This window comes from Mesorhizobium sp. WSM1293, from assembly GCF_000513875.1.
Classification (GTDB): Bacteria; Pseudomonadota; Alphaproteobacteria; order Rhizobiales; family Rhizobiaceae; genus Mesorhizobium; species Mesorhizobium ciceri.
This window is the reverse complement of the sequence record NZ_KI911319.1, coordinates 47,855-74,062: the sequence shown is the minus strand read 5'-3', so window position 1 is coordinate 74,062 and position 26,208 is coordinate 47,855. Positions and strand designations below refer to the sequence as shown.

The 26,208-nt window shown below is 63.8% G+C and carries 23 protein-coding genes; 8 read left to right on the top strand and 15 right to left on the bottom strand.

What is annotated here, in order from left to right; all coding sequences use genetic code 11:
• Positions 1 to 28: 28 nt before the first annotated feature.
• Positions 29 to 931, top strand: coding sequence for a LysR family transcriptional regulator (locus M729_RS0130640; protein ID WP_027163830.1), 903 nt, complete (start codon positions 29 to 31; stop codon positions 929 to 931).
• A gap of 25 nt (positions 932 to 956) precedes the next feature.
• On the opposite strand, the gene M729_RS0130635 is transcribed toward M729_RS0130640, so the two are convergent.
• From M729_RS0130635 to M729_RS0130605, 7 genes are all read right to left on the bottom strand, one after another.
• Positions 957 to 2,987: an ABC transporter ATP-binding protein gene (locus M729_RS0130635; RefSeq protein WP_027163829.1), complete on the bottom strand. Its 2,031-nt coding sequence runs from the start codon at positions 2,985 to 2,987 to the stop codon at positions 957 to 959.
• Positions 2,980 to 3,858: an ABC transporter permease gene (locus M729_RS0130630; RefSeq protein WP_027163828.1), complete on the bottom strand. Its 879-nt coding sequence runs from the start codon at positions 3,856 to 3,858 to the stop codon at positions 2,980 to 2,982. The genes M729_RS0130635 and M729_RS0130630 overlap by 8 nt, the downstream gene beginning before the upstream one ends.
• A complete protein-coding gene (locus M729_RS0130625; RefSeq protein ID WP_013532881.1) occupies positions 3,855 to 4,808 on the bottom strand; it encodes an ABC transporter permease in 954 nt (317 codons plus the stop codon). Before M729_RS0130625 ends, M729_RS0130630 begins: the two co-directional genes overlap by 4 nt.
• Positions 4,809 to 4,939: 131 nt before the next feature.
• A complete protein-coding gene (locus M729_RS0130620) occupies positions 4,940 to 6,604 on the bottom strand; it encodes an ABC transporter substrate-binding protein (RefSeq protein WP_027163827.1) in 1,665 nt (554 codons plus the stop codon).
• A gap of 247 nt (positions 6,605 to 6,851) precedes the next feature.
• Positions 6,852 to 8,036: a mandelate racemase/muconate lactonizing enzyme family protein gene (locus M729_RS0130615; RefSeq protein WP_027163826.1), complete on the bottom strand. Its 1,185-nt coding sequence runs from the start codon at positions 8,034 to 8,036 to the stop codon at positions 6,852 to 6,854.
• 1 nt (position 8,037) lies between these two features.
• Positions 8,038 to 9,144 carry a mandelate racemase/muconate lactonizing enzyme family protein gene (locus M729_RS0130610; RefSeq protein WP_027163825.1) on the bottom strand — a complete coding sequence of 369 codons (1,107 nt, stop codon included), beginning with the start codon at positions 9,142 to 9,144 and terminating at the stop codon, positions 8,038 to 8,040.
• Positions 9,145 to 9,178: 34 nt separating this feature from the next.
• Positions 9,179 to 9,871, bottom strand: a complete 693-nt coding sequence (locus M729_RS0130605; protein WP_027163824.1) for a GntR family transcriptional regulator — start codon at positions 9,869 to 9,871, stop codon at positions 9,179 to 9,181.
• 132 nt (positions 9,872 to 10,003) lie between these two features.
• On the opposite strand from M729_RS0130605, the gene M729_RS1000000139895 reads away from it, so the two are divergent.
• Together M729_RS1000000139895 and M729_RS1000000139580 are read left to right on the top strand one after the other, a co-directional pair.
• Complete coding sequence (locus M729_RS1000000139895; protein ID WP_348626688.1) at positions 10,004 to 10,120, top strand: LysR family transcriptional regulator; 117 nt, start codon at positions 10,004 to 10,006, stop codon at positions 10,118 to 10,120.
• Positions 10,121 to 10,244: 124 nt separating this feature from the next.
• Entirely contained in the window at positions 10,245 to 10,430 is a 186-nt protein-coding gene (locus M729_RS1000000139580) for a hypothetical protein (protein WP_027163822.1), read from the top strand.
• Between the two features lie 22 nt (positions 10,431 to 10,452).
• Here M729_RS1000000139580 and M729_RS0130590 read toward each other — a convergent pair whose 3' ends face one another.
• Genes M729_RS0130590 through M729_RS0130580 form a run of 3 tightly spaced genes read right to left on the bottom strand, consistent with a single transcriptional unit; the run spans position 10,453 to position 15,044 of the window.
• On the bottom strand, positions 10,453 to 11,604 hold the full coding sequence (locus tag M729_RS0130590; protein WP_013532876.1) for an efflux RND transporter periplasmic adaptor subunit: 1,152 nt from the start codon (positions 11,602 to 11,604) through the stop codon (positions 10,453 to 10,455).
• A 15-nt stretch (positions 11,605 to 11,619) separates the two neighbouring features.
• On the bottom strand, positions 11,620 to 14,796 hold the full coding sequence (locus M729_RS0130585) for a multidrug efflux RND transporter permease subunit (RefSeq protein ID WP_024502613.1): 3,177 nt from the start codon (positions 14,794 to 14,796) through the stop codon (positions 11,620 to 11,622).
• A complete protein-coding gene (locus M729_RS0130580) occupies positions 14,790 to 15,044 on the bottom strand; it encodes a hypothetical protein (RefSeq protein WP_027163821.1) in 255 nt (84 codons plus the stop codon). Before M729_RS0130580 ends, M729_RS0130585 begins: the two co-directional genes overlap by 7 nt.
• Positions 15,045 to 15,286: 242 nt before the next feature.
• Between M729_RS0130580 and M729_RS0130575 the strand changes: the two genes are divergently transcribed.
• On the top strand, positions 15,287 to 15,877 hold the full coding sequence (locus M729_RS0130575) for a TetR/AcrR family transcriptional regulator (RefSeq protein WP_027163820.1): 591 nt from the start codon (positions 15,287 to 15,289) through the stop codon (positions 15,875 to 15,877).
• A gap of 329 nt (positions 15,878 to 16,206) precedes the next feature.
• On the opposite strand, the gene M729_RS0130570 is transcribed toward M729_RS0130575, so the two are convergent.
• The 5 genes from M729_RS0130570 to M729_RS0130550 all read right to left on the bottom strand — a co-directional run bounded on the left by M729_RS0130570 (position 16,207) and on the right by M729_RS0130550 (position 21,698).
• Positions 16,207 to 17,229, bottom strand: a complete 1,023-nt coding sequence (locus M729_RS0130570) for a LacI family DNA-binding transcriptional regulator (protein ID WP_027163819.1) — start codon at positions 17,227 to 17,229, stop codon at positions 16,207 to 16,209.
• Between the two features lie 136 nt (positions 17,230 to 17,365).
• Complete coding sequence (locus M729_RS0130565; protein WP_027163818.1) at positions 17,366 to 18,157, bottom strand: ATP-binding cassette domain-containing protein; 792 nt, start codon at positions 18,155 to 18,157, stop codon at positions 17,366 to 17,368.
• Positions 18,158 to 18,160: 3 nt separating this feature from the next.
• On the bottom strand, positions 18,161 to 19,147 hold the full coding sequence (locus tag M729_RS0130560; RefSeq protein WP_024502616.1) for an ABC transporter permease: 987 nt from the start codon (positions 19,145 to 19,147) through the stop codon (positions 18,161 to 18,163).
• 114 nt (positions 19,148 to 19,261) lie between these two features.
• Positions 19,262 to 20,197 (bottom strand): substrate-binding domain-containing protein, encoded by a 936-nt coding sequence (locus M729_RS0130555; RefSeq protein ID WP_013532868.1) that lies wholly within the window; start codon positions 20,195 to 20,197, stop codon positions 19,262 to 19,264.
• Positions 20,198 to 20,540: 343 nt separating this feature from the next.
• Positions 20,541 to 21,698 (bottom strand): fumarylacetoacetate hydrolase family protein, encoded by a 1,158-nt coding sequence (locus M729_RS0130550; protein WP_027163817.1) that lies wholly within the window; start codon positions 21,696 to 21,698, stop codon positions 20,541 to 20,543.
• Between the two features lie 237 nt (positions 21,699 to 21,935).
• Here M729_RS0130550 and M729_RS0130545 point away from each other — a divergent pair, with 237 nt between their 5' ends.
• The 4 genes from M729_RS0130545 to M729_RS0130530 all read left to right on the top strand — a co-directional run bounded on the left by M729_RS0130545 (position 21,936) and on the right by M729_RS0130530 (position 26,123).
• On the top strand, positions 21,936 to 23,216 hold the full coding sequence (locus M729_RS0130545) for an FAD-dependent oxidoreductase (protein WP_027163816.1): 1,281 nt from the start codon (positions 21,936 to 21,938) through the stop codon (positions 23,214 to 23,216).
• A gap of 101 nt (positions 23,217 to 23,317) precedes the next feature.
• Entirely contained in the window at positions 23,318 to 24,202 is an 885-nt protein-coding gene (locus M729_RS0130540; RefSeq protein WP_027163815.1) for an ABC transporter permease, read from the top strand.
• Positions 24,199 to 25,068, top strand: a complete 870-nt coding sequence (locus M729_RS0130535) for an ABC transporter permease (protein WP_027163814.1) — start codon at positions 24,199 to 24,201, stop codon at positions 25,066 to 25,068. Before M729_RS0130540 ends, M729_RS0130535 begins: the two co-directional genes overlap by 4 nt.
• Complete coding sequence (locus M729_RS0130530) at positions 25,053 to 26,123, top strand: ABC transporter substrate-binding protein (RefSeq protein WP_027163813.1); 1,071 nt, start codon at positions 25,053 to 25,055, stop codon at positions 26,121 to 26,123. Before M729_RS0130535 ends, M729_RS0130530 begins: the two co-directional genes overlap by 16 nt.
• Positions 26,124 to 26,208 lie beyond the last annotated feature (85 nt).

The following is a 26,208-nucleotide window of genomic DNA, read 5'->3' as shown; positions in this document are numbered from 1 at the left end:
CATCGAAATTTTCGATGCAGAGGTGGGCATGGACACTGAAAATCTGCGCAGCTTTCTCGAAGTCGCCACCCATGGCAGCTTCACCGTTGCGGCCAGCCGGCTCAACCTCGCGCAGTCCACCGTCAGCGCACGGATCAGGGGGCTGGAGGAGCAGTTGGGCCGCCGGCTTTTCGTGCGCGACCGCGATGGCGTCACGCTGACGCCGGCCGGCCGGCAGTTCTTGCCACATGCCTCTTCCATCACCCGCACCTGGGAGCAATCGCGGCAGGACATCGCCGTTCCCGATGGCTACGAGACCTTGCTGCGGCTGACCGCGCCTGCCTATCTGTGGGACCGCGTCACCTCGCCATGGGTCGAGTGGATGCGCACCAGGCGGCCGAACGTGGCGCTGCGGCTTGAAGGCAGTTTCCCGGACTCGGCGATCGACCAACTGGCGGAAGGCCTGCTCGATATCTGCATCCTCTATCTGCCGCGGCCGCACCCCGGCATCGTCTACGAAACACTGGCCGTCGATCAGGTCGTGCTGGTGCAGCACGCCGCGCAGACCAGGCCGTGGACCGAAAACTACATCCTGATGGACTGGGGGCTTGAGTTCCGCATCGAGCACGACCGCGCCTTTGCCGGCATGGTCAAGCCGGCCATATCGGCCGGACTGGTCTTTATCGGCCTCCAGCATGTCCTGTCGCAGCAAGCCGCCGCCTATCTGCCGCTCAGCGCCGTCAGCGGCCATATCGAGCGCGGCGAAATGCGGCGCATCGACGACGCGCCGGTGTTCCAGCGGCCGATCTACCTCGCCTATCCCTCCAATCCTGTTTCTTCGGATGTCCTGGATGTCGCGCTCACAGGCCTGCGCACGCTGGCCAGGGACTGGGCCGAAGGGCAGGGCTTTTCGGAAGGTGACCGTGCTCTCAGCATGGCCGGCCAGGTCTGACTGGCCAAGCCACGGAAGCGCGGCGCTATGCCGGCTCGGTCACGGCCGCTCTCTGCAGCCTGGCCAGTTCGGCATATGGAATGTGGCAGCGGATCGAATGGCCGGGCTGGGCCTCGCTCAGCGGCGGCTCCTGCTGTTCGCAGATCGGACCGATCTTGCGCGGGCAGCGCGTGTGGAACACGCAGCCCGACGGCGGATTGGTGGCGCTCGGGATTTCGCCGTCGAGACGAATGCGCGCCGTCTCGGTCTGGTCGAGTTTGGGCACGGCCGACAGCAGCGCTTCGGTGTAGGGATGATGCGGCCCGGAAAAGACCTCTTCCGACGGTCCGAGCTCCATGATGCGGCCGAGATAGAGCACGGCGATCTTGTCGGAGAGGTAACGCACCACGGCCAGATCATGCGAGATGAAGATGTAGCTGACGTCTTCCTTCGACTGCAGGTCGGCGAGCAGATTGAGGATGGCAGCCTGCACCGAGACGTCGAGCGCCGAGGTCGGCTCGTCGCAGACGACGATGCGCGGGTCTCCGGCGAAGGCGCGGGCAATGGCGACGCGTTGCTTCAGGCCGCCGGAGAGCTGGCGTGGCTTGACGGCAAGATGGCGGTCGGTGAGCCGCACCGAGCGGACGAGGTCGTTGAGACGAGCCTCCAGCGCCTTGCCGGAGAGGCCCGCCAGCCGCTTCAGCGCGCGTCCGATCAGATGCCGGATCGAATGCGATCGGTTGAGTGCGGAGTCCGGGTTCTGGAAGACGATCTGCATCGCCTTGATCTGGTCGTCGCTGCGGTTCTCCAGCCTGGGCGCCAGCGCCTTGCCTTCCAGCTCGATCGTGCCGCCTGCGTCCGGCGGCACAAGGCCGAGCAGCAGCCTGGCGAAGGTCGTTTTGCCGCTGCCGGATTCGCCGACCAGCCCGAGCGTTTCGCCAGGCCGCAGGTCGAGCGACACGTCCTTCACGGCGCGCAGTGCATGGCCATGGCTGGCATAGGTCTTGTTCAGCCCGGTGACGCGCAGCACCGGCGCTGCCGCCGCCCTTGGTACAGGCGCCACATCGCTCGGTGTCGCACGCGGCAGCGCCTGCGCCTTGTCGTGATGAAAGCAGCGCGACAGCCGGCCGCCCAGATCGTAGAGCGGTGGCAATTCGCTGCGGCAGCGGTCGTCGGCGAGCGCGCAGCGATCGGCGAAGGCGCAGCCCTTGATGTCGGCCCCGATGCCGGGAAGGAAGCCGGGAATGGTATCGAGGCGGCCCTGGTCCTTGCGCTGGCCCCCGCGCGGCAGGCAGCGCAGCAAGGCTACGGTGTAGGGATGGCGCGGGTCGTTGAAGACGACCTCCGTCGGTCCTTCCTCGACCAGCATGCCGGCATAGAGCACGCCGACGCGGTCGCACATGTTGGAGACGACGGCGAGGTTGTGGCTGATAAACAGGATCGAGGCCGAGAGTTCTTGCCGCAGCCGTGCGATCAGGTCGAGCACTTCGGCCTCTACCGTCGCATCGAGGCCGGTGGTCGGCTCGTCGAGGATCAGCATCGAGGGATCGTTGGCCAGCGCCATGGCGATCGCCACGCGTTGCTGCATGCCGCCGGAAAGCTGGTGCGGGTAGCGCTGCATCACGCTCATCGGATCGGAGATGCGCACGCGATTGAGCATCGCAATCGCCCGGTCGGTGGCCGCTTGTCCCGAAATACCGCCGAGTTCAAAAATCTCGGTCAACTGACGGCCGACGCGGATCGACGGGTTCAGCGCCTTGCCCGGGTCCTGATAGACCATGGAGACGCTTTCCGCGCGCGCCCGCCTGAGCGCCTCGGCGTCGAGTTTCATCACGTTCTGGCCGTCGAGCGAGATCGTGCCGCCGGTGATAGAACCGTTTCTCGGCAGATAGCGCACCACCGTAAGCGCCACGGTGGATTTGCCGCAGCCGGATTCGCCGACCAGGCCATAGGCTTCGCCCTGGCCGATGGTGAGGCTGAGGTTACGCAGCACGGCGCGGTTGCGGCCGGCGACGCGGTAGGCAACCGAAAGATCGGTGACTTCGAGTGCGTTTTCGGCCTTGGCGGAGTTAGTCATTGAGCGCTCCGTGAACGCCGTCGGCGGCCAGATTGACGCCGATGACCAGCGAGGCGATGGCGAGCGCATCGAACAGCACCGTCCACCAGAAGCCGCCGCCGATCATGCCGTAATTGTTGGAGATCGACAGCCCCCAGTCGGGCGAGGGCGGCTGGATGCCGAAACCCATGAAGGAGAGCGTGGCGACGGCGAAGATGGCATAGCCGAGCCGCACAGTGGTTTCGACCAGGATCGGCGGAATGACGTTGGGCAGGATCTCGACGAACATCGTATGCAGGGCACTTTCATGCCTTAGCTGCGCGGCAGCGACATAGTCGAGTTCACGCTCGGCCAGCACCGCGGAGCGCACGGTGCGCGCGATGATGGGCGCGAAGCTCAAGCCGATGACGACGATGACCGTCGTCTTCGAGGTGCCGAGCGCAACGATCGCCAGCAACGCAACGATGACCACCGGGATCGCCATGAAGGCTTCCAGGATTCGGCTGACGACATCGTCGACGAGGCCGCGAAAATAGCCGGTGACGAGGCCGAGCGCCGTGCCGGCCACTGTCGCCAGCAAGGTCGCCAGCGGGGCGACGGTCAGGATGTCGCGCGAGCCGACGATGACGCGCGAGAAGACGTCGCGGCCGATCTGGTCGGTGCCGAACCAGTGTTCGGAAGAAGGCGGCGCCAGCGCGTTGATGATGTCGTCGGCGAGCGGGTCGTAGGGTGCGAAGTGCTCGCCGAACAGCGCGCAGGCAACCCAGAACAGCACGATGGCGAAACCGACAAGGAATGTTCGCGAGCGCAGCAGCGAGAAGAAGACCTCGGCCAGCGGGCCGCGCGGGCGCGTGTCGTCGGGTGTCGAGGAGGTGGTCTGGATGGTGCTCATTGGTCTGACCCCAGCCGGATGCGCGGATTGAGCACGGAATAGAGGAAGTCGGCGACAAGAGTGGCCACGGCATAGACGATGCCGATGGTGAGGATGCCGGATTCCAGCATCGGGAAATCCTTGCCGCGCGCGGCAGTGAAGATCAGCGAGCCGATGCCCTGGTAGCGAAACAGCGTTTCGATAACGACAAGGCCGCCGATGAGGTAGCCGGTCTGCGTGGCGATAACGGTGATGGTCGGCAGCAGCGCATTGCGCAGCACATGGCGCCAGATCACCGTGCGCCAGGGCAGGCCCTTCAGCACGGCCGTTCGCGTGTAGTCGGAATCGAGCGCTTCGATCATGCCGGAGCGCGCCATGCGGGCGATGTAGCCGAACAGCACCAGGAACAGCGGCAGCGACGGCAGGATCAGGTAGTAGAGCTGCGTGAAGAAGCCGGCGTCGCGCGGCCATGCGGCCGATATCGGCAGCCAGCGCAGCCAGACACCAAAGATCAGGATCAGGATGATGCCGGTGACGAATTCCGGCAGCACCGTCACCGACAGACCGCCGAGGCTGATGATGCGGTCGAGCGGGCGGTTGAGGTTGAGCGCGGCGACGACGCCGCCGAGGATGCCGATCGGTACCACCAGCACGAAGGCGACCGCCGCCAGCTTCATCGAATTGCCGAGCGCATCGATGACGAAAGGCGCGACCGGCGAGCGGAAGATGTAGGACGTGCCCATGTCGCCCTGGACGAAATTGGAGATCCAGCCCCAGTACTGTGCCAGCAGCGGGCGATCGACGCCGAGCGTGTGATTGAGCGCGTCGACCGCGCGCTGGTCGGCGAACGGACCCAATATGGCGCGCCCGACATTGCCGGGCAGCACCTGGCCGCCCAGGAACACCATGATGCTGAGCAGGAACAGCGTCACCAGCGACAGCGAGACACGCCGGGCAAGGAAGGAGAGAATGGCTAAGACTCCTTGTGGAGCCAGCCCCCATGCGGGAGCTGGCTGTTAGAGGATTGGCTTTCCCTTTGAGCATGATCCCGAAAAGTGGGGACCGGTTTTCGGAAAAGGTCATGCTCCAACAAAGAGTTAGTTCAGGCTTTCGATGCCTTGTCGAGGAACAGCTGCGACATGGCGGTCGGCTGTACGCCGGCCACGCCCTTCGCCGTCGCCGTCAGATAGTCGTAGAAATAGCCGAAAATAACAGGCGTTTCCTCGAGCAACAGCTTCTGGATCTCGCCGGCGTCGGCCTTCTGCGCCTCGAGGTCGAGGGCTGCGATGTAGCTGGTCGCCAGCGCGTCATAGTCCTTGTTCTTGAAATGCGCCGCATTCCAAGTGCCTTCGCTCTTCAGCGGTGCCGCAAGATAGACGTTCGGCACGCCGCGGTGGCCGTAGTCGGTGATGCCCATCACCGAATCCAGCCAGTTCGACTTGCCGAACACCGCGTCTCCGTAATAGCCGCTCTGGTCGAGGATGTTGAGGTCGAGCTCGACGCCGATCTCCTTGACCCAGTTCTGGATGAGCTGGGCGTATTCGGGGATTTCCAGGTAGCGTTCGGTGGTCAGGGTTATCTTGAAGCCCTGGCCAAGGCCGGCTGCTTCCATGAGCTGCTTGGCCTGGGCGATATCCTGCTTGCGTTGCGGCACGCTCGTATCGGTCGAAGGATAGACGGCGGCGAACGGGCTGTCATTGCCCAGGGCGGAGCGTCCCTTCATCAGGCCGGCGGCCAGCTTGTCGCGATCGAGGCAGAGCGCAATGGCTCGGCGCACGCGCGCATCCTTCAACGGACCCTCGTCGCAGCGCATGTGCAGTTGCTGATGGGCCGACGACTTCAGGCTGATGATGTCGATGTTCGGATCGTTGAGCAGAGCGACGCCGGCCAGCACCGGCATCTGGTTGATGATGTCGACCTGTCCGCCCTGCAGCGCCAGGATCTGCGGCTGCATGTCGGTGAAGAAGGTGAATTCGGTGCGCTCGGGCAAGGCCTTCGGCCCCCAATAGTCCTCGTTGCGGACGAAGGACGCGCCGACCTTTGCCGTGTATTTCTCAATTCTGAACGGCCCGGTGCCGTCGAAGCTCTTTTCGTAGTCGCCCTTGTAGCTCGCCGGGATGATGACGGCGTTGTAGTTGTCGGACGACACCATGTAGGGGAAGTTGCCGTTCGGCGCATCGAGGTGGAATTCCACCGTGTAGTCGTCGACCTTCTTTGAAGCGCCTTTCTGCAGGATGCCGGTGAACACCGACAGCGCATTGGACGAGTTGGCCGGGTCGGCAAGGCGGTCGATGCTGGCCACGACGTCGTCGGCCTTCATCTCGCCGCCGCTGTGGAATTTTACGCCCTTGCGCAGCTTGAAGGTCCACACCGTGCCGTTGTCGTTCGGCTTCCAGCTTTCGGCCAAGGCCGGCTGCAGCACCAGATCGGGGCCGTCGACGCAAAGGAATTCGGCAACCTGCTGCATGATCAGCAGGCCGCCGGCGTCCGCAATGCTGACCGGGTCGATCGTCGCCGCCGGCACACTGCTGGCGACGCGGATGGTGGCGCCCGGCGCGCCCTGGGCGCGCGCCAGCGACGGCATGCCGCCAAGGCCGGCGGCCATGCCTATGCGGCCCAGCAGCGGCAACGACAGGCCGAGCAGGCTGCCGTGACGGACGAAGTCGCGGCGGCTGACACGGCCGTCGACGAGGCCATCGATCAGGTGATTTTCAAGCGGCGTGCGATTGCGCCGGATCAGGTCGAGAATGCTGTGGTTCTTGCTCATGGGTTTTTACCCTTTCCCCTATTTCTTATGGTTGACGAAATTTTCGTGGATTGCTCCATTTTCCCGGCATCGGAGGCCTGTCTACCGGAACTTTAGCATGCGGTTTTGTCCGGTCCATCCAGTCGTGGCATGGACGCTCGGGATTGTTGGCTGCACGGCTTCCACCGTCTTTGTCCAACCTTCCCGACCGAAGTCGCGGCGGTTGGCTTCTCGTGTCTGGCCGTCGGTCTTGGCCGCTAGCCGTCATCTAGTTCAGCGGCAAACGGCGATAGGTTCCGGGCTTTGCCGGGTCATGATACTTGTTGCACGGTCCTTTCTCGGTAAAGTCTCTGTGACAGGCAGCGAGGTTTTCGCGCGACAAGGTGACGCCGAGACCGGGACCTTCCGGAACGCGCACGAAATTGTTCTTCGGCGAAAACGGTCCTTCCTCGGTGACATCCATCGGCAGCATGCGAAACAGCGACTGGTTCGGCTCCCTGATCCAGCCGAGTGCCGCGCACAGGTGCAGATAGGCGGCGCTGCCGATGCCGCTGTCGCCGCTGTAGCACCAGAAATCGATCCCGGCATGCTCGCAGGCGCCGACGAAGCGCAGCAGCCGGCCGATGCCGCCATGCGTCGTCGGGTTGCCGACGAACGCGTCCGGCACTTTGGTTTCCATGGCGCGCGCAATGTCGATGTTGTGGGTCGAGAACGGGATCGAGCAATGGCGCCGCAACTCGCGCATCTCCTCGATGGTCGCCACCGGATCCTCCCAGTTGCGCACGCCCAATTCTTCCAGCGGGCGCGCCAGCCGCCGCGCGGTGCTGAGCGAATACGCCTGGTTGGAATCGATACGGATCATCGCATCGTCGCCGAGTTTCCTGCGGATCAGCTCGACCATCCTGAGCGAGATTTTCGGATCTTCGGTCGAGAACTTGCCTTCGAAGAAAGTCGTTCCATGCGTCTCGTGCAATTCGACGCAATAGTCGGCGACTTCCTCGGGCGCCGTCTCGCCCTTCACCTTTGGCCCATCACCGCGCAGCGAAAAATAGTCGGTGAACGGGATATCCTTGCGTACGGCGCCGCCGAGCAACTGGTAGAGCGGCTGGTTCCACGCCTTGCCGCGCAGGTCCCACAAAGCTATCTCGATGGCGCCGAAAGCCATGATGCGTGTGCGGTCGTTGATCGACTGCACGCCGGTCCAAAAGGGCAGGCAGACATGCTCGGCGCCGGCGATGTCGAAGGCATCGCGCCCGACCAGCCGCGGCGCCAGGACATCGTTGATGATCGCGGCCGCCGCTGGCGTCGGCGCTTCGCCGAGGCCGACCAGGCCATCCTCGGTCTCGACTTCGACGACGGTCGGGGAAAATCCGTCGAGTTCGCCGAACACCCAGGCATAGGGCGCTTCGAGGCGCAGATTGATCGGCGTGGCTTTGATGCTGCGGATTTTCATCTCAGCGCCCGACCTCGAAGAACGGCGCGCCGAGCAGATCGGGAACGACGTCTATGCCGAGACCCGGCCCGTCTGGAATGCCCATGCGGCTGCCGGTGACTGGTGGCATGTTCGATGCCGTGCGCACCGTCACCCATTCATGGAAGGCGATGGCGTGCAGCCGGCGCTCTTCCGGCGTCGACAGCGACAGATGCGCCATCGCCGCGGTGTCGATCTCGGCGCCGCCCGTGTCCTCGACCGTGATCATGAGGCCGAGGTCAACGGCAATGTCGCGGATCTGGCGCGTCTTCGTCACGCCGCCAAGGCGCGAGATCTTCAGCGTCAGCCCGTCGGCCGCGCCCAGGCGATGAATTTCCAGCATCGCCTCGAGCGAGGTGACGGATTCGTCGAGCACCATCGGCTTGTCGAGCATGCGGCGCACCGACATGTTTTCATCGATCGTGGTGCAGGGCTGCTCGAACGTGTAGTCGATGGCGCGCGTGGCATCGGCGAATTGGCGCGCCTGATAGGGAGTCCAGCCGGCATTGGCGTCGCAGAAGATGACCGTGCCTTTCGGCACCGAGGAGGCAACCGCGATGACGCGTTCGATGTCGTCATGAACATTGCCGCCGACCTTGACCTGCAGCCGGTGGAAGCCGTCCTTGACGATGCGCTTGGCCAGCGCGGCCATGGCGTCGACGCTCCCGTGCGTGACGACCTTGTAGAGTTCCGCGGTGTCGCTTTCCTTGCCGCCGAGCAGCGTGACCAGCGGCACGTCGGCTGCGCGCGCCGCCAGATCCCAGCAGGCCATGTCGAGCGCCGACTTGATGTAGGGATGGCCCTTGAACACCGTGTCCATCAGCCGCCCGATGCTGGCCAGCCCGCGCGGATCGCGGCCGATCAGATGCGGCGCGATCTCGACCACGCCGGCGCGAACGCCGGCGGGGAAGGCGGCCGAGTAAAAATTGCCGAGCGGCGCCATCTCGCCCCAGCCGGTGATGCCGCTATCTGATGTCATGGACACGATCACCGCGTCGAAGGCGTCGGCCTCGCGCCCCTTCGACATGCGGTATGGCCCGTCCACGAAGGGCTGCATGACGTGGTAGGCCTTGATGGTCTCGATCTGCACGTGTCTTGTCCGCTGTCTGTGGTGTTGGGAACGGTCAGGCGCCCCTCGACGGGCGTTGTTCGAGGCTGCGGGCGTAGGCAAGCAACTCCTCGAAGTCGAGATCGATGTGCTCCCTGGCATGGCGCTGGGCCGCACGCATGTCCTTGCCCTTCAGCAACCGCACATAGGTCTCGTGAACGTCTTCGGCCGGCACCGGCTCGTTGCGGGCATGCTGGTGGAGCGCGAAATACATCTGCAGCCGGCTGGTCAGCCGCTGCCAGGTTTCCAGCAGCACCGAATTGTCGGCCCATTCGTAGATCAGGCCATGCAGTTGCAGCGCGGTTTCGATCTGGCGTGTCGTGTCCAATGCGCGGGTCGCCTGCTTCACGGCTTCGTGGCGCCGGTCGAGTTCGTCGAAGAAGCGCCGGTCACGCAGCGGCCACGCCCGCTCGATGGCCAGCTCGTCCATCACCTTGTTGAACGAATAGGCATCGTCGATGTCCTTGGCTGTGACCTCGATGACGAAGGTGCCGGCATAGGGGATGCTGGTCAGGATTCCTTCCTGGACCAGCTCGCGCATCGCCTCGCGCAGCGGCGCGCGGCTGACCCGCATCTGTTCGGAGATACGGAGCTCGTTGAGCTTCTGGCCGGGTGCGAGCTGGCCGGTCAGGATCGCGCGCCGCAACAGCGCAACGATCTCGGCGCGTCGCGTCGTATCCGCGATAGGACTGAAATCCGCTTTCGCCATTCGGCCACTCCCAGGAAACCGAAAGCAAGACAAGCAGATTGTCGACAATCTAACAAGAGGCTATCTCAATTGATTGGCCAACGCTGCAGAGACCGTTTCGAAATTCCCTCTGGCGAGTCATATGGAGCCGCTGTGGAACGGTTGCCGCCGCTGAATGCGATCAAGGCTTTTGAAGTTGCCGCCCGTGCCGGCAGCTTCACTCTGGCCGCCTCTGAACTCGGCGTTTCGTCGGCGGCGGTCAGCCAGTAGATACGCAATCTCGAAACCTGGTTCGGCAAGCAGCTGTTCGCGCGCAGCGGCAACCGCATCGCGCTCACCGACGCCGATCGCCTCGGCAAGGCTCGGCCTGGGCATCGCGCTTGGCCAGCGGGTCATGGCGCGCGCCGATCTGGAGGCCGGTCGGCTGATTGCGCTCTCCTCCGTCTCGGTGCACCTCGGGCACCCCTATTGTGCATTCATGCCGCCGGCCAAGGCCGACCGGGCCGATGTTGCCGGCCTGGTGGAACTGCTCAGTCGAGCGGCGCCCGCGACCTGTGGGAAGGCCGCGGCGCCGCGCTGAAGCCGGATCCTGACGGGGGTGTTCAGGTGGCCGGCTTTTCCGGTATCGGCGATACGGGCGCTCCGGGGCCGATCTTCTGCAGATTGCCCGTAATCACCTGGTCGCCCTCGGCGACGCCGCTGAGGATGGCGACCTGATCGCCGCTCGTCGGTCCGAGCGAAACCAGCCGCTGGTCGACCGTGTTGCCCTTGCCGACGACATAGAGATATTTGCCGAGCTGGCTTGAGCCCAGCGCAGTCTGTGGCACCATCAGCGCATCGGCCTGCTCTCTCACATGCAGCCGGACACGGACATATTGGCCCGGCAGCAGCGTGAACTTGCCATTGCCGATCGTCGCGCGCGCCGTGATCGTGCCGGTCGAGCGGTCGACCGAATTGTCGATGAAGGTAAGCTCGCCCTTCTGGCTTGCCTCGGTCTGGCCGGGGAGCAGGACATCCACTTCGATCGGGCCGTTCGCACGGGCTTGCTCGATCTCGGTCAGATCCGTCTCGCTCGGGTTGAAGGTGACGTAGATCGGGTCGAGCTGCACCAGCGTGTTGAGCACGGTGCCGGCGACGCTCACCAGCGTTCCGACCGAGGCCTGGTTGCGGCCAAGGCGCCCGGCAAACGGCGCCCGGATTTCAGCGTAGCTCAGATTGAGCTCTGCCGTGCGGACCGCCGCCTGGTTCAGCGCCAGCGATGCCTGCGCTTCGCGCAAGGTGCTGGTGCGCTGGTCGAAGCCGTCCTTGGCGAGGTAGCCGCTCTTGGCGAGCTCGGTGCCGCGACCAAGATTCGAGCGGGCATAGTCGAGCGTCGCCGTGTCGCGCTGCACTTGGGCCTTGGCCTGGTCGAGCGCCGCCTGGAAGTCGTCAGGCGAGATCTTGTAGAGGAGATCGCCTTGCCGGACGTCGACGCCGTCGGCTGCAGTCTGCTCCTGCAGATAGCCGGGAATCCTCGCCTGTAAGGTGATGCTGCGGATCGGCTCTGTCCGCGCGGCATAGTCGAGGTAGATCGGGATCGTCTTCTTGACGACACTGACCACCGGCACCGGCATGACGAACGCCGCCGGGGCGGGCGCCGCACCTGCCGTGCCGGCATTGAGGCTGAGATTGCCCATATCGAGCAGGTGGACGCTGGCCACCGAGATCGCACCCAGCGCGACAGCCGTTCCCAACGCGATTTTCCATTTACGCATGATCAGTCTCCAATCTTATTCGGCCGCTTCCGCCAGGGGCGGTAAAGCGTGCTCAGCAGTTGGTTCATTGTCTTGAGAGGTGGGCTCGTCTTTGCCGCGGCGTTCACGCAGCTGTTCGATGACCGCGTAGAACACCGGCACGAACACCAGCGACAGGATGGTCGCCGCGACCATGCCGCCGAACACGGTGGTGCCGATCGACTGCCGGCTTGCCGCACCGGCGCCGGTCGCAAACATCAGCGGCAGCACGCCGAGGATGAAGGCGAAGGCCGTCATCAGGATCGGCCGCAGCCTGAGCCGTGCCGCCTCCATCGCCGCGTCGACGATGCTGAGGCCTTCCTCGCGCCGTCGCCTTGCGAATTCGACGATCAGGATCGCATTCTTGGCCGCCAGGCCGATCAGCATGACGAAGCCGATCTGCGAGTAGACGTCGATCTGCATGCCACGCAGCAACAACGCTGCGAAGGCGCCGAACAGGGCCAGTGGCACCGCCAACAGCACCATGAACGGCATCGCCCAGCTCTCATACTGCATCGCCAGGATCAGGAAGACGAAGACAATGGCGAGGCCGAAGACGACGGACGCGATCGATCCTGCCTTGAGCTCCTGGAAGGTGATGCCGGTCCATTCGAAACCGAAATCCCTTGGCAGCGCGGTTGCAGCGGCCCGTTCCATGGCGGCAACCGCCTGGCCGGAGGAAAAGCCCGGTGCGGCGCCGCCATTGATCGAGGCCGAGGCATTGTTGTTGTAGTGCGGCACGGTCTCCGGGCCGACGAAGGGCACGAGTTTGCCCAGCGTCGAGAGCGGCACCATGCCGCCGGAGGCATTGCGCACATAGAGCCGCGAAATGTCGGCGGCACCTGCACGTGCATCCTTGTCGGCCTGGATGGTCACCCGGAAGGTGCGGCCAAACAGGTTGAAGTCGTTGACGTAGAGCGAGCCGAGATAGATCTGCAGCGTGTTGAAGACGTCAGGCAGGTTGAGGCCGAGCAGTTTGGCCTTGCTGCGGTCGAGGTCGTAGTTGAACTGCGGCGTCGAGGTCGAAAACGGCGAGAACAGCTGCTGCGGGTTGATTTCCGGCTGCTTGCGCGCCTCGGCGATCACGGCTTGCGTCGCATCGTTGAGGGCTGAACTGCCGCGGCCGGTCAGATCCTCGACGACGAATTCGAAGCCGCCCGTCGTGCCGATACCGGGGATCGACGGCGGATCGAAGCTCAGCGCGAAGGCTTCCGGGATCTGCATCAGCTTGCCGCGCACATCGGCGACGAGCTTCGACGCGCTCTGGTCGGGGCCCCGCTCCTCCCACGGCTTCAGGATGGCGAATTCGACCGCCGAATTCGATTGCGCGGCACTGGTCAGGAAGTTCAGGCCGCTGATCGAGCCGACGATGTCGACGCCGGGCGTCGCCTGCAGGATGTCACGCGCCTTCTGCGCCACCGCGTCGGTGCGTTCCAGCGACGCGCCGTCGGGCAACTGGATGACGACGAAGAAATAGCCCTGGTCCTCGACCGGAAGGAAGGTCGAGGGCAGCCGCTGCCAGACGAAGTAGGTGGCGACCAGCCCCGCCGCGAACAGGCCGAGCATGATCCAGCGCAAGCGGATGAGGATGCGCACACCATTGGCATAGGCGTGCGACAGCCTGTCGAAGCCGGTGTTGAACCAGCGGAACGGGGCGAACTGCGTTTCGCCGCGATGCCGCAGGAAGGCGGCACTGAGCGCGGGGCTCAGCGTCAGCGAGTTGAAGGCGGAGATGCCGACGGAGATCGCCACCGTCAGTGCGAACTGGTTGTAGAGCTTGCCGGAGACGCCGGGAATGAAGGCGACCGGCACGAACACCGCCATCAGCACCGCGGTGGTGGCGATGATCGGGCCGGTGACCTCGGTCATTGCGGCCTTGGTCGCCGCAAGCGGTTTGAGCCCGGCCTCCAGCTGTCGTTCGACATTCTCGACCACGACGATGGCGTCGTCGACGACGAGGCCGATCGCCAGCACCATGCCGAGCAGGGAGAGCATGTTGAGCGAGAAGCCGAGCATCTCCATGACGACCAGCGTCGCCACCAGCGACACCGGAATGGCGATGGTCGGGATGATCGTCGTGCGCCAGCTTTGCAGGAAGAGGAACACCACGGCGACGACCAGCACCAGCGCTTCGCCGAGCGTGATCAGCACGTCATGCATCGACGCCGAGACGAAGCGGGTGGTGTCGTAGTGCATCGCATAGGACACGCCCTTCGGGAAACGGCCCGACAGCTCCTGCATCTTGTCCTTGACGCGCTGCTGCAGATCGAGCGCGTTGGAGCCGGGCATCTGGTAAACGGCAAGCACCACGGTCGGGTCTTTGCCGAAGAAGGCGGACGACGAATATTGCAGCGCGCCGAGTTCGATGCGGGCGACGTCGCGCAGCCTGACCAGCGAGCCGGTATCGGTGTTGGCGCGCACGACGATGTCGCCGAATTCCTTGGGATCGCTCAAGCGGCCGACGGCGTTGACCTGCATCTCGAAGGCGGTGCCGGCGGGTGCCGGCGACTGGCCGATCTTGCCGGCCGCCACCTGGACGTTCTGCTCGGCGATGGCGTTTTGCACATCGACGGCGGTGATGCCGAGATTGGCGAGCTTGTCGGGATCGAGCCAGACGCGCATCGAATAGCGCCGCTCGCCGAAGATCTGCACGTCGCCGACGCCGGGCAGCCGCTTCAGCGGGTCGACCACCTGCAGATAGGCAAGGTTGCTCAGCGCCACCGGATCGACCGAACTGTCGGGCGAAGTCAGGTTGACGATGAGGACGAAGTTCGGATTCTGCTTCTTGATCGTCACGCCGCCCTGATTGACGATCGCCGGCAGCGACGAGGCGGCCTGCGAGACGCGGTTCTGCACGTCGACGGCGGCGGTGCTCAGCGAATAGCCCACATCGAAGGTGATGGTGATGGTCGAGGAGCCGTCATTGGAACTCGTCGACGACATGTAGGTCATGCCCTGCACGCCGTTGATCTGCTGCTCCAGCGGCGTCGTCACCGTGTCGGCCACCACTTGCGCGCTGGCGCCCGGATAATGGGCGCTGACCACGACCTGCGGCGGCGTGATGTCGGGAAACTGCGAGACGGGCAGCAGGAAATAACAAATCGACCCGGCGAGCACCATGATGATGGCGATCGCCGAGGCGAAGATCGGACGGTGAATGAAAAAGTTTACCACGACACGCACGCCTCTCCGGCTGCTGTTGCCCGCCCGAAGGCGCTGGCAACCCTGGACAGCCTTTGGCCGCGCTTGTCACCGAGGTCGTCCCGCGAACGCAGCAACGGCACCTCGTGGCGCTGCGCATCGGCGAGCGAGCGCAGCATCGTCTCGAAGGCGCGCGGGTCGACGCCATCGGCTTTCATGACCAGCCGGATCATCGGATCCCGGACGGCCTCATCTATGGTAAGATCGCGGCGCTGTGGCATGGCCGGCTCCTTGTCTGTCGATTCGCAGCCCGTGCTCGCGAACCGTTTTCATCTCTTCACCGGCCGAGGCCGCATGATTGGCAGTTTCTTGTCCCTCTCGTCCGGCAGGGCCAGTTCACGGCCTTGTTATTGACGGTGGACGATATAGGTGTTACCAGTAAGTAACATTCTGGAAGTTACAGACCGGTAACACCCTAGTCAAGAGGTGGCCGAGGGTTTTTTGGAAACGAAAGGAGATCATGATGACAGACGGCATCGTGGAGCGCTCTCGTCCCCGGGATCGAATCCTGGAGACGGCACGCGACATGTTCCACAAGCATGGCATCAAGGGCGTCGGCGTCGACGCCATCACCGAAGCTGCCGGCACGAACAAGATGACGCTCTATCGTCACTTCGAATCCAAGGACGAACTGATCGTCGAATGCCTGCGCGCCAATGCGGCCAAGGCCGGCGCTATGTGGGATGCCTTCGAGGCCGAATTTCCTGGTGACAAGCTGGCCCAACTGCATGCCTGGGTTCGTAAGGCGGCTGCCATGCTCAATGCGGACGGCCGCGGCTGCGACATGGCCAATGCCGCCGCTGAACTGACCGAGCCGGATCATCCGGCCAGGCTGGTGATCAAGGAGCTCAAGGAAGCCCAACGCGCGCGCCTCGTGACGCTATGTCGGGATGCCGGCATTGGTCAGGCCGAACTGCTCGCCGATACGCTGTCGCTGCTGTTCGAGGGCGCGCGTGTCAGCGTGCAGACCGTGGGTACCGAAGGGCCGAGCACGCAGTTCGTGCGCATGGCCGAAGGGCTGATCGTTTCGTTCCGGGGCGCTGCCGCCGGTTGAGATCTGCTACGATTGTTGGCGGTTTACGGCTCTATGAAGGAGGGCCGCCCACGCATTTACCCAGGCGGCATGGGAATTCCGACGGCTGAACGAAAAAAGCCCGCTGCCGGGAGGAGGTGGCAGCGGGCTCGATTTTCGAATGTGGCGCGGGAGGAGGTGCACCCCATTCAGCGTCGGCATCGCATCTGGGAGGAGTAGATGGCCGACAACCAGAACCTACGAGTTGCCCAACGATCCGGCAACAAAGAAACTTGCATAGCTGCTGTGCAGATTTGCCGTGCCAATTATCATACAAATCCGGCAACAGGCATTTTTGCAGGCCGCCTGCTTCACTGCACCGGCACGTTTTCCCTGAAGATCAAGCGCGGTTCGATGAACTTGCGCGTCAGATAGGGTGCGGAGGAGGCAATCGAGCCGAGCAGGCGAATGACCGACTGCTCGGCGATCAGCCGCGCATTCTGGTCGATGACGACATCGGCGAGATCGTCGACGAGATGACCGCGCGTGTCCTTGGTCAGGTCGTGGCAGATGAACACCGGCTTGCGGTTCGGCCTGGCCTCGCGGATCGCCTTTGCAACGCCCGAATGTCCAGCTCCGACGCAATAAATGCCGAGCAACTCCGGCTCGTCGTGCAGTGCCTTCATGGTCTCGGTGTAGCTGGCATCGGGCTCGTCGTTGATCTCGACGGCGCTGCTGACGGTCAGATTGGGAAACTCCTCATTGAGCACCGAGCGGAAACCCATCTCGCGTTCCTCGTGGCCGCGATAGGAACGTGAGCCGACGACCATCGCCAGATGGCCGGTGCGGCCGCCAAGGAAGCGTCCCATCAGCAGCGCCGCCGTTCGTCCCGCCACCCGGTTGTCGATGCCGACATAGGCCGCGCGCGGTGCCGCAGGAACATCGGACACCAGCGTCACCAGACGCATGCCGGCTTCGACGATGTCGCGCAGGATGTTGCGCGTACGCGGATGATCGACAGCGATCACGCCAACGCCATTGGCCCTGAGCGACAGGTTTTCGACAGCGCTCTGCAGCGCGTTCGGCGAGATACCGGCGAGATTGTGGATCCGGCACGAGGCGACAAGCGGCAGACGCGCGGCGTAGTCCTCGATATGCCGGGCGAGATCGCACATGAAGGCATTGCTGCCGATCGGCAGCAGGAATTCGAGATGGGCGGGCCGCGAGGGCAGCGTCACCTGATCGGCGACCGGCAGGTAGCCGAGTTGCTTGGCCGCCTCCATGACGCGCTGGCGGTTGGCCGCACTCGCACCCGGCCGGTTGTTCAGCACTCTGTCGACCGTTGCGGTCGATAGCCCGCAATTGCGGGCGATATCCGAGACGGTGGCTTTCATGCCGCTACCCACAGCCCGCAATTGCGGACGATATCCGAAACGGTGGCTTTCATGCCGCTACCTATGCGCCCTGCGATGCCGCGCCAGACAAGCGATGCGATCTGAGGCAGCGGTGATTGCCGCCATCACCCGACAGTCAGTGCGACGGCTTGCCATCGGTGATGGCATCGCGGATTTCCTTGTCCGACATGCCGGTGATGATCCGCTCTACCTCCGCCACGCTGGTCGTCTTCGGGTCGATGTCGTCGGCGACCACCTTGCCCCGGCGCATGACGACGATGCGGTCGACCACCTGGAAGACATGGTGGATGTTGTGGGCGATGAAAATGCAGGAATGGCCGGAATCGCGGGCGCTGCGCACGAAACTCAGCACGCCCTGTGTTTCGGCGACGCCCAGATTGTTGGTGGGCTCGTCGAGGATGATCAGGTCGCTGTCGAAATGCATGGCGCGCGCGATCGCCACCGCCTGACGCTCGCCGCCGGAGAGAGAACCGATCGGCGTCGTCGGCGGGATGTTCTTCGAGATGCCGACCTGCTTGAGCAGGTCGCGGGCAACCGTGTTCATCGCCTCCTGGTCCATCCGGTTGAGGAAGCGCGGCGGTTTGATCGGCTCGCGTCCGAGGAACAGATTGCGGGCGATCGACAGTTGCGTGACCAGTGCGGAGTCCTGGTAGATCGTCTCGATGCCATGGGCGATGGCGTCGCTGGTGCTGCGCAGGCTCACCTTCTTGCCACGGATGAAGATATCGCCGCTGGTCAGCGGAACGGCACCCGAAAGCACCTTGATCAGCGTCGACTTGCCGGCGCCATTGTCGCCGAGCAAGCCGACGATCTCCCGTTCATTGACATGGAAATTGGCATCCTCCAGCGCCTGCACGCGGCCGTAGGACTTGCGGATGTTCGTCATGCGGATCAGTAGCTCGGCCATGGTTCAAGTCCCCGCCTGATGCCGGCGTTCCAGCCATGAATGCAGTGCCATCATGCCGAGGATGATGGCACCGATGAAGATGTTGTAGGCAAGACCAGGCACGCCGATCAGCACGATGCCGTTGCGCATCACGCGCAGGATCAGGATGCCGAGCACGGTGCCGATGATCGTGCCGCGCCCGCCGGTAAGTGCGGTACCGCCGATCACCACCATGGCGATGACTTCCAACTCATAGCCGGTACCGCTGTTGGGGTTGGCGGCGGACGTGCGCAACGAAGAGATGACGCCGGCAAGCGAGGCCATGACCGACGACAGCACGAACAAGCCGATCTTGACCCCGCTGACATTGACGCCGCGCGCCCGCGCCGCGCTCGGGTTGCCGCCGGCCGCCTGGATCCAGTTGCCGGTGCGGCTTTGCGTCAGTACGTAGCCGAGCGCGATCGCCGCGGCGATGAACCAGAACAGTGACATGTAGATGCGGAACGGGCCGATGAAGAAGTCGCCGACCAGCGCTTCCGCCAGCCAGCTGCCCTCCGCACTCCAGGTGCGCTGGGGAAAACCGTCGGTGACGAAAAGGGCGGTGCCGCGCACCACCAGCAGCATGCCGAGCGTCACCAGGAAGGATGGGATCTTGAGCTGCGTCACGAACCAGCCATTGACCAGCCCGATGAAGGCGGCGACCAGCAGCGCGGCGACAAAGCCAACTTCGAGCGAGGTCAGGCCGCTGTTGAACAGGGTCCACATCAAGACCGGCGAGAAGCCGAACAAGGAGCCGACCGAGAGGTCGAACTCGCCGGACGTCATCAACAGCGTCATCGCCAGCGCGATCAGGCCGAGCTCGACCGTGAAAGCCAGCGTGTTGGAGATGTTCTGCGGCGACAGGAAGTCGTGGTTGAAACTCCAGAAAACGGCGATCTCGACGACGAGCAGCACGAAAGGGCCGAATTCCGGCCGTGCGATCAGGCGTGGGACGAGCGAATGATTTTCCACAGGCAATCCGCGACATGAGTGGAAGGCTGAGCGTTGCACATCGCGTGCGAAGGGCTCGGCGAAATGGAGAGCCAGTCGCGACCGTTGGGCGGCCGCGACTGTTGAGATTGGATGTTACTTGCCGGACAGGATGTCGTCGTAGATCTGCGCGGTGTCTTTTTCATAGAGCGCGCCGGTGATGACGTTGAAGCCCGGAGGAATGCCGCCGGCGGCCATATTGGCCAGCGAAAGCGCGACATAGCTGGTCGCCTGCGGGTCCTGCCACTGGCCGGCATTGACATAGCCGTTCAGCACTTCCTGGGTGGTGTCGAGCGAATTGCCCCAGCCGACGACCGGGATTTCGCCCGGCTTGATGCCGACCTGGTCGAACACCCGCTTGATCGAGCCGGTGACGAGGTCGCCTAGGCCGATGATCGCCTTGACCTTGGCCTTGTTCGCCGTGAGGTAGTCGACCATGCGGTTGATCACTTCAGCCTGATCAAGCGTCGCTTCCGTGATTTCATAGGTGATGCCGAGCGGCTCGAAGACGCTCTTGATGCCTTCCTCTTCCTGCACGCCATAGGTGGCGCCGGGGATTTCGACCGGCATCCAGACGAAGTCGCCCTTCTTCACCAGGCCTTTGTCGACCAGATACTGTGCCCAATGCTTGCCGAAGGTGACATTGTCGCCGCCGACATAGGCGTTGAAATCGGCTTTCGGATCAGGCGTGTTGAAATTGATGATCGGCACTTTCGCCGCACGCGCTTCCTTGACGATCTCGATCAGGCTGCCCGGATCGGGGCTCGTGGTGACGATGCCATCGGCCTTGGCGGAGAGGGCGGCGCGAACCGCTTCCTGCTGCGAGGCGACATCGCCGTTGTGGAACGAGGTGTTGACCGTGTTGCCGGTGTCCTTGGCCCACTGCTTGGCGCCGGCCAGGAAGTAGGTCCAGACCGGATCGGCCGGACCGCCATGCGAAATCCAGTAGAACGTCTTGGCCTGTGCCGCTGCTGGTACCACCATCAGCGCCACCAACAGGCCGTATAGAACGAGTCTTAGCCGTGTCAGCATTTGATTTCCTCCCGTTTGTAGATCGTCAGTTCAAAATCCGTTCCCTTGTTCTGCGTCTTTTGCCAGCGCCGATCGGATGCGTCAGAGCATCCCCTTTTTCGACGGATGGCAAGCCCTCCATCTGCCAGGCCTCCATCTGCAGGTGTAGTGGGCGCCTGACGGGGCGTCATCAGCCGTCCCATCAGATTGCATCAGTTGAGGTGATTTTCCGACTGTCGGATAATTGGTGTGATTGTTTCGTTCGCGCGAACGCGGCCTGCGCCGACAAGGGCACGCCGACGACCATCCCAGGCCCACGGGACCAGGTCGCAGCGCCCTGGCAGGGCGCCGACGATATCAGTTGCTAGATCAGATCGGCTCTGGCCAGCTCCCGCATCAGGTGGCTGGCGCCGTAGGTCCAGTGCGGGCAGTCGGGCGACAGCCGCACCCGGTTGACCAGCGCACCGAATTTTTCCGACGAGATGGTGACGATGTCGCCGACCTTGTGGGTAAATCCCTTGCCCTTCTCGCCGCGATCCTTGGATGGAACGAACATGGTGCCGAGATAGAGCGCCAGCCCGTCCGGATACTGGTGGTGCGGCCCCATGGCCGCGGCGACCAGTTCCTCCGGCGAGCGGCTGATCTCGGCCATCGAGCTTGCGCCCTCCAGCGAGAACCCGTCCTCGCCCTCGACTTTCAGGCGCACGACGGCGCGCTTGACGTCATCGATGGAGAATTTGTCGTCGAACAGGCGGATGAAGGGACCGAGTGAGGCCGAGGCATTGTTATCCTTGGCCTTGCCGAGCAGCAGCGCCGAACGCCCTTCGACGTCGCGCAGATTGACGTCGTTGCCGATAGTGGCGCCGACGATCCTGCCGCTGGAGGCGGCGATCATGGCGATCTCGGGTTCCGGATTGTTCCAGGTCGACACCGGGTGCAGCCCAACATCGGCGCCGAAGCCCACCGAGGCCATCGGCTGGCACTTGGTGAAGATCTCGGCATCGGGGCCGATGCCCACTTCCAGATATTGCGACCAGGCGCCGCGCGAAATCAGCTTGGCCTTGATCTCCATCGCCTCGGGCGAACCGGGCTTCAGCTTCGACAGGTCATGGCCGATCAGTCCGGCAATGTCGGCGCGGATGGCATCGGCTTTTTCAGCCGAACCACGCGCCTGTTCCTCGATCACCCGTTCCAGCAGGCTGACGACGAAGGTGACGCCCGATGCCTTGACCGCCTGCAGGTCGACCGGGGAGAGCAGGTAGGGTTTTGCTGGATCGCGCCCGGTTTCAAAACTGTTGGCGGCGATGTCATCGAGCGAACCGATCGGTCTGCCTTCGGCCGAGCGGACATGCCCAGCCGGGTCGGCCATCTCGCAAAGGTCGCGCATGGTCGGTGCCGTACGCGAGGTGATGTCGAAGACCGTGCCATCGCGAACCGTGACGACCAGCGGGTATGCAGCACCGCTGCTTCTGGCGCGTCCGACAAAAAGGCCCTCGCTGGGCAGGTGGGTCGGGTTCGTCATGGCGCTCTGTCCTCTTAGTGATCGACAATGTGGTGAAGTGATCGACAATGTGGGCTAGCCGGATCGGCGTGGCACTTTCACCGGATTCCCGTCAAAGGTCTATCCCGTCGCAGGCGATCGGAACTCTGGGTCTCCGGTCGTCTCGGCGGCAGTCCACAGGCGAAAGCCATGGTGCTCTTTCAAAATTGTGAAATTCTGACTAGGATTTTCACCAATCGCAGCGCATTCAGGTGACCCTTGGCGACAGCATTCTCCGATCCCATCTGGCGCAGGCCGCAGGCAGCTTCCACGTTTCAATCGCTTCCGAATGGCGAACGGGTCGATCTCGCCATCGTTGGCGGTGGCATCATGGGCTTGTCGACTGCCTTGCATGCCGCCCGGCTTGGCCTGTCGGTGCAGGTGCTGGACGCCGGCGAGATCGGCCAGGGCGCATCAGGCTTGAATGGCGGCCAGGTCATTCCCGGCCTGAAATACGATCCGGAATGGTTGCTTGAGCATTTTGGCCCGGAGCGCGGCGAGGCTCTTGTCAATTTCGCGGCGTCGACCGCCGACGCGGTGTTCGAGCTGATCCGCGACGAGAATCTGGCGGTGCCGTTCGTTCGAAATGGCTGGATCCAGGCGGCGCACACCGAGGCCGCGCTGAAGGCGGCGACGAACCGCGACCGGCAATGGCACGCGCGCGGTGCCGACGTCCGGTTGCTGAACGCAGCGGAGACCGCAGCCAGGACCGGCGCACAGGGTTATCTCGGCGGCTGGCTCGACCGCCGCGCCGGTGTGATCGATCCGCTCGCCTACACGTCTGAACTTGCCCGGGTCGGGACCGCGACTGGCGTGAGGATAGCAGAGCGCCAAAGGGTCGTGCGGCTCGCCAATGCCGCCGGTGTTTGGCGTATTTTGATCGAAAATGGCCTGGAATTGCAGGCAAAGGCGGTCGTGCTGGCGACAAACGCCTATACGGACGGTCTGATCCCCGGTCTCGCCCAGACGATCGTGCCGCTGCATTCCTTTCAGATCGCCACGGCGCCGCTGCCGTCCAACCTGGCGGCCACGATCCTGCCGGGCGGGCAGGCGGTGTCGGACTCCAGGCGCATCCTCGTCTACTACCGCAAGAGCGCCGACGGCCGGCTGGTGCTTGGCGGACGGGGCCGCATGGCGCTGCCGACGAGCGCCGGCGACTGGGCGCATCTCGAGCGTGCGCTGGTACGGCTCTATCCCTCGCTGTCCGGCGTTCCCATCGAGAAGCGCTGGTTCGGCCGGGTGGCGATGACGCCGGACCACCTGCCGCACATCCACGAGCCGGAGAAAGGCCTGCTCGCCGTGGTCGGCTGCCAGGGTCGTGGTGTCGGCCTGATGACTGCGCTTGGCGAGCGCATCGCCGGCTACCTCCAAAGTGGCGACGCCAGGCAATTGCCTTTCCCGGTCTCGCCGATCCGGCCGATCCCGTTTCACGCCTTCCGCCAGGTCGGCGTCGCCGCGACCATCGCCTGGTATCGCTTGCTCGATGCGTTGGAGCGCTGACCAGGGCGCTTTATCTCCTTGGAGTTCCGTTAGGGGATTCTGCTTGACAGTTTCATGGATATGAAAAACTCTAGGCTTTCAAATCTCCAATAGGCAGGTCGATGTCGACCCTAGTTGCCACATCAGCGCCAGAGGCCCGGTCTTCCCAGGGCTTCCGGGTCGCCATGCTGCTGCCGGGCGCGCTGGTCACCTTGCTGCTGATCCTGTTTGCGCTTGGCCTCGTGCTTTTCCTCGCCTTCCGCGGCAATGACGGTTCGCTGCTCGGCGCCGGTTTCACCGTCGCGAACTTCGCCACCGTGGTGTCCGATCCGCTGTACTGGACGGTGACGCTGCGCTCGCTGATCATTGCCGCTCTGGTCACGCTGGCGACGGTCGTCACTGCCTATCCCGTCGCCTACTACCTTGCCTTCCATACCGGCCGGCGGCGCGGCCTGCTGCTGTTCCTGGTGACGCTGCCGTTCTGGACCAGCTATCTCCTGCGCGTCTTCGCCTGGAAGATCGTGCTCGCCTACAATGGCGTTTTGAACTCGGCGCTGATCGAAAGCGGCATCTGGTCCGAGCCGACATTGGCCTTTCTCAACACGCCGGCCGCCGTCGTCGTCACGCTGGCGCACGCCTATGCGCCTTTCGCCATCCTGCCGATCTACGTGGCGCTGGACACCATCCCGAAATCGCTGATCGAGGCCGCTTCCGATCTCGGCGCGCGGCCATTCACCTCTTTCCGCCGGATCGTGCTGCCCAATTCGATGCCGGGCGTGCTGGCGGCAGCCCTCGTCGTCTTCGTGCCGACGGTCGGCGACTATGTCACGCCGGCGCTCGTCGGCGGCCCGGCCAGCACCATGATCGGCACGCTGATCCAGGCGCAATTCGGCAAGGCCAATGACTGGCCGTTTGGCGCAGCACTCTCCGTCGCCGTCATGCTGGTCATCCTGTGCGTGGTGCTGGTCGCCCGCTTCGCCGACCGCAGATTTGGCAGCCGCACATGAGCACTGCACGCACGCAGGGAGGTGGCCGCTGGCTCGGCATGTATGTCGCCGCCTATCTGGTCTTTCTCTATCTGCCGGTGCTGCTGATCCCGCTGTTTTCCTTCAACAACTCGATCCAGGCAGCGTTTCCGCTGCAAGGTTTTACCTTGCAATGGTACGCGACGCTGTTCGGCAATTCGGCGCTGACCGGTGCACTCTTGAACAGCCTCGCCATCGGCGCCATCGCCGCCACGGGTGCGACGCTGTGCGGCATCACCGTATCCTACATGGACCTCTACGGCCGCTCGCCGCTGGCCGCCACCATCAGCGCCATCGCAAGGCTGCCGATCCTGATCCCGGGCGTCATCGTCGGCATATCGCTGCTGATCCTCATCAACCTCGTTGGTCTGGGGCCATCGCGCGTCGCCATCGTTCTCGGCCATATATTGGTGGCGCTGCCGACGACCGTGGTGATCATGCGCAGCCGCTTCGCCGCCATCCCGAAAACCATTCGCGAGGCGGCACTCGATCTCGGCGCCTCCGACTGGACGACCTTCCGGCGGGTCATGCTGCCGCTCAGCCTGCCGGCCATCGTCTCGGCATTCATGCTGGCCTTCCTGATCTCCTTCGATGAATTCATCGTCGTGTTCTTCCTGGCCGGCACCGAGCCGACGCTGCCGCTCTACATCTGGAGCCAACTGCGTTTTCCCCGGTCGCTGCCGACGGTCATGGCGCTCGGCACTTCGATCCTGGCGGTGTCCTTCGTCATCGCTGCAGCAGCTGAAATCCTGCGCCATCGCGGCTTGTCCGCCACGGCGCCAAAGCCCGCGGATCCATCACAACCAAAACAAACCAAGAGAGGAGAACTGCAATGGCATTCGACCTGAAATCGATCTCTGCAAAGACTGTTTGCGCTGGATTGACGGCGTTCGCGCTGGCGCTGTCGTCGACCGTCGCTTTCGCCGGCGACAAGCTGCAATATTTCACCTGGTCGGGCTATGAACTGCCCGACTTCAACAAGAGCTTCCTTGCCGCGCATCCCGATGGCGTCGAGGCCTCGATCTTCGGTGACGACGATGACGCCTTCACCAAGGTCAAGGCCGGCTTCCGCCCAGACATTGCGCATCCCTGCTATGACAAGGTGGCGCGCTGGAACAAGGAAGGCCTGCTGCAGCCGATCGACACCAAGCGCATCAAGAACTGGGACTCGATCTTCCCGGTGTTCAAGAACCTGCCAGACCTGCAGGCTGGCGACGGCAAGGTCTGGATGGTGCCGTGGGACTGGGGCAACACCTCGATCCTCTACCGCACCGATCTGGTGAAGAACCCGGAAGCGAGCTGGAACCTTCTGTGGGACAAGCAGTATGCCGGTCGCATGGCGACGATCGACGCGGTGCATGACACGCCTGTCGTGGCGGCGCTGCTCGCCGGCGTCAATCCGTTCGACATGACGCCGGAGCAAATGGACAAGGTGGCCGAGAAGCTGCGCGAGCAGCGCCCGCTGCTCTCCAACTACACCACCGACATGACCTCCGTCGAACAGGCGCTGGCCAGCGGCCAATTGGTCGCCGCCATGACCTGGAACGCGTCGGCCACCTCGCTCAAGAAGCAGGGCGTGTCGGTCGAGTTCATGAAGCCCAAGGAGGGCATGCTGACTTGGGCCTGCGGCTTCGTGATGCTCAAGGACGCCAAGAATGTCGACCTCGCCTATGATTTCATCAACAGCCGGCTGGAGACGGATTCCGGCAAATACCTGATCGAGGCCTACGGCTATGGCAGCTCGACCAGTTCGGCCTTCGCGGCGGTGCCGAAGGAGGAACTGGAGAAATTGCAGCTGCCGTCCGACCCGGAGGTGATGCTGAAGACCACCATCTTCACCGGACCGATGAAACAGAATGACGACCTCGCCAAGATGTTCGAGAAGGTGAAGGCGGGGGGATAAAGCTCCCCCTTCTCCCCTTGTGGGAGAAGGTGTCGCCGAAGGCGACGGATGAGGGGTGCTCCAGGGAACACCAGCGTCTCACTCC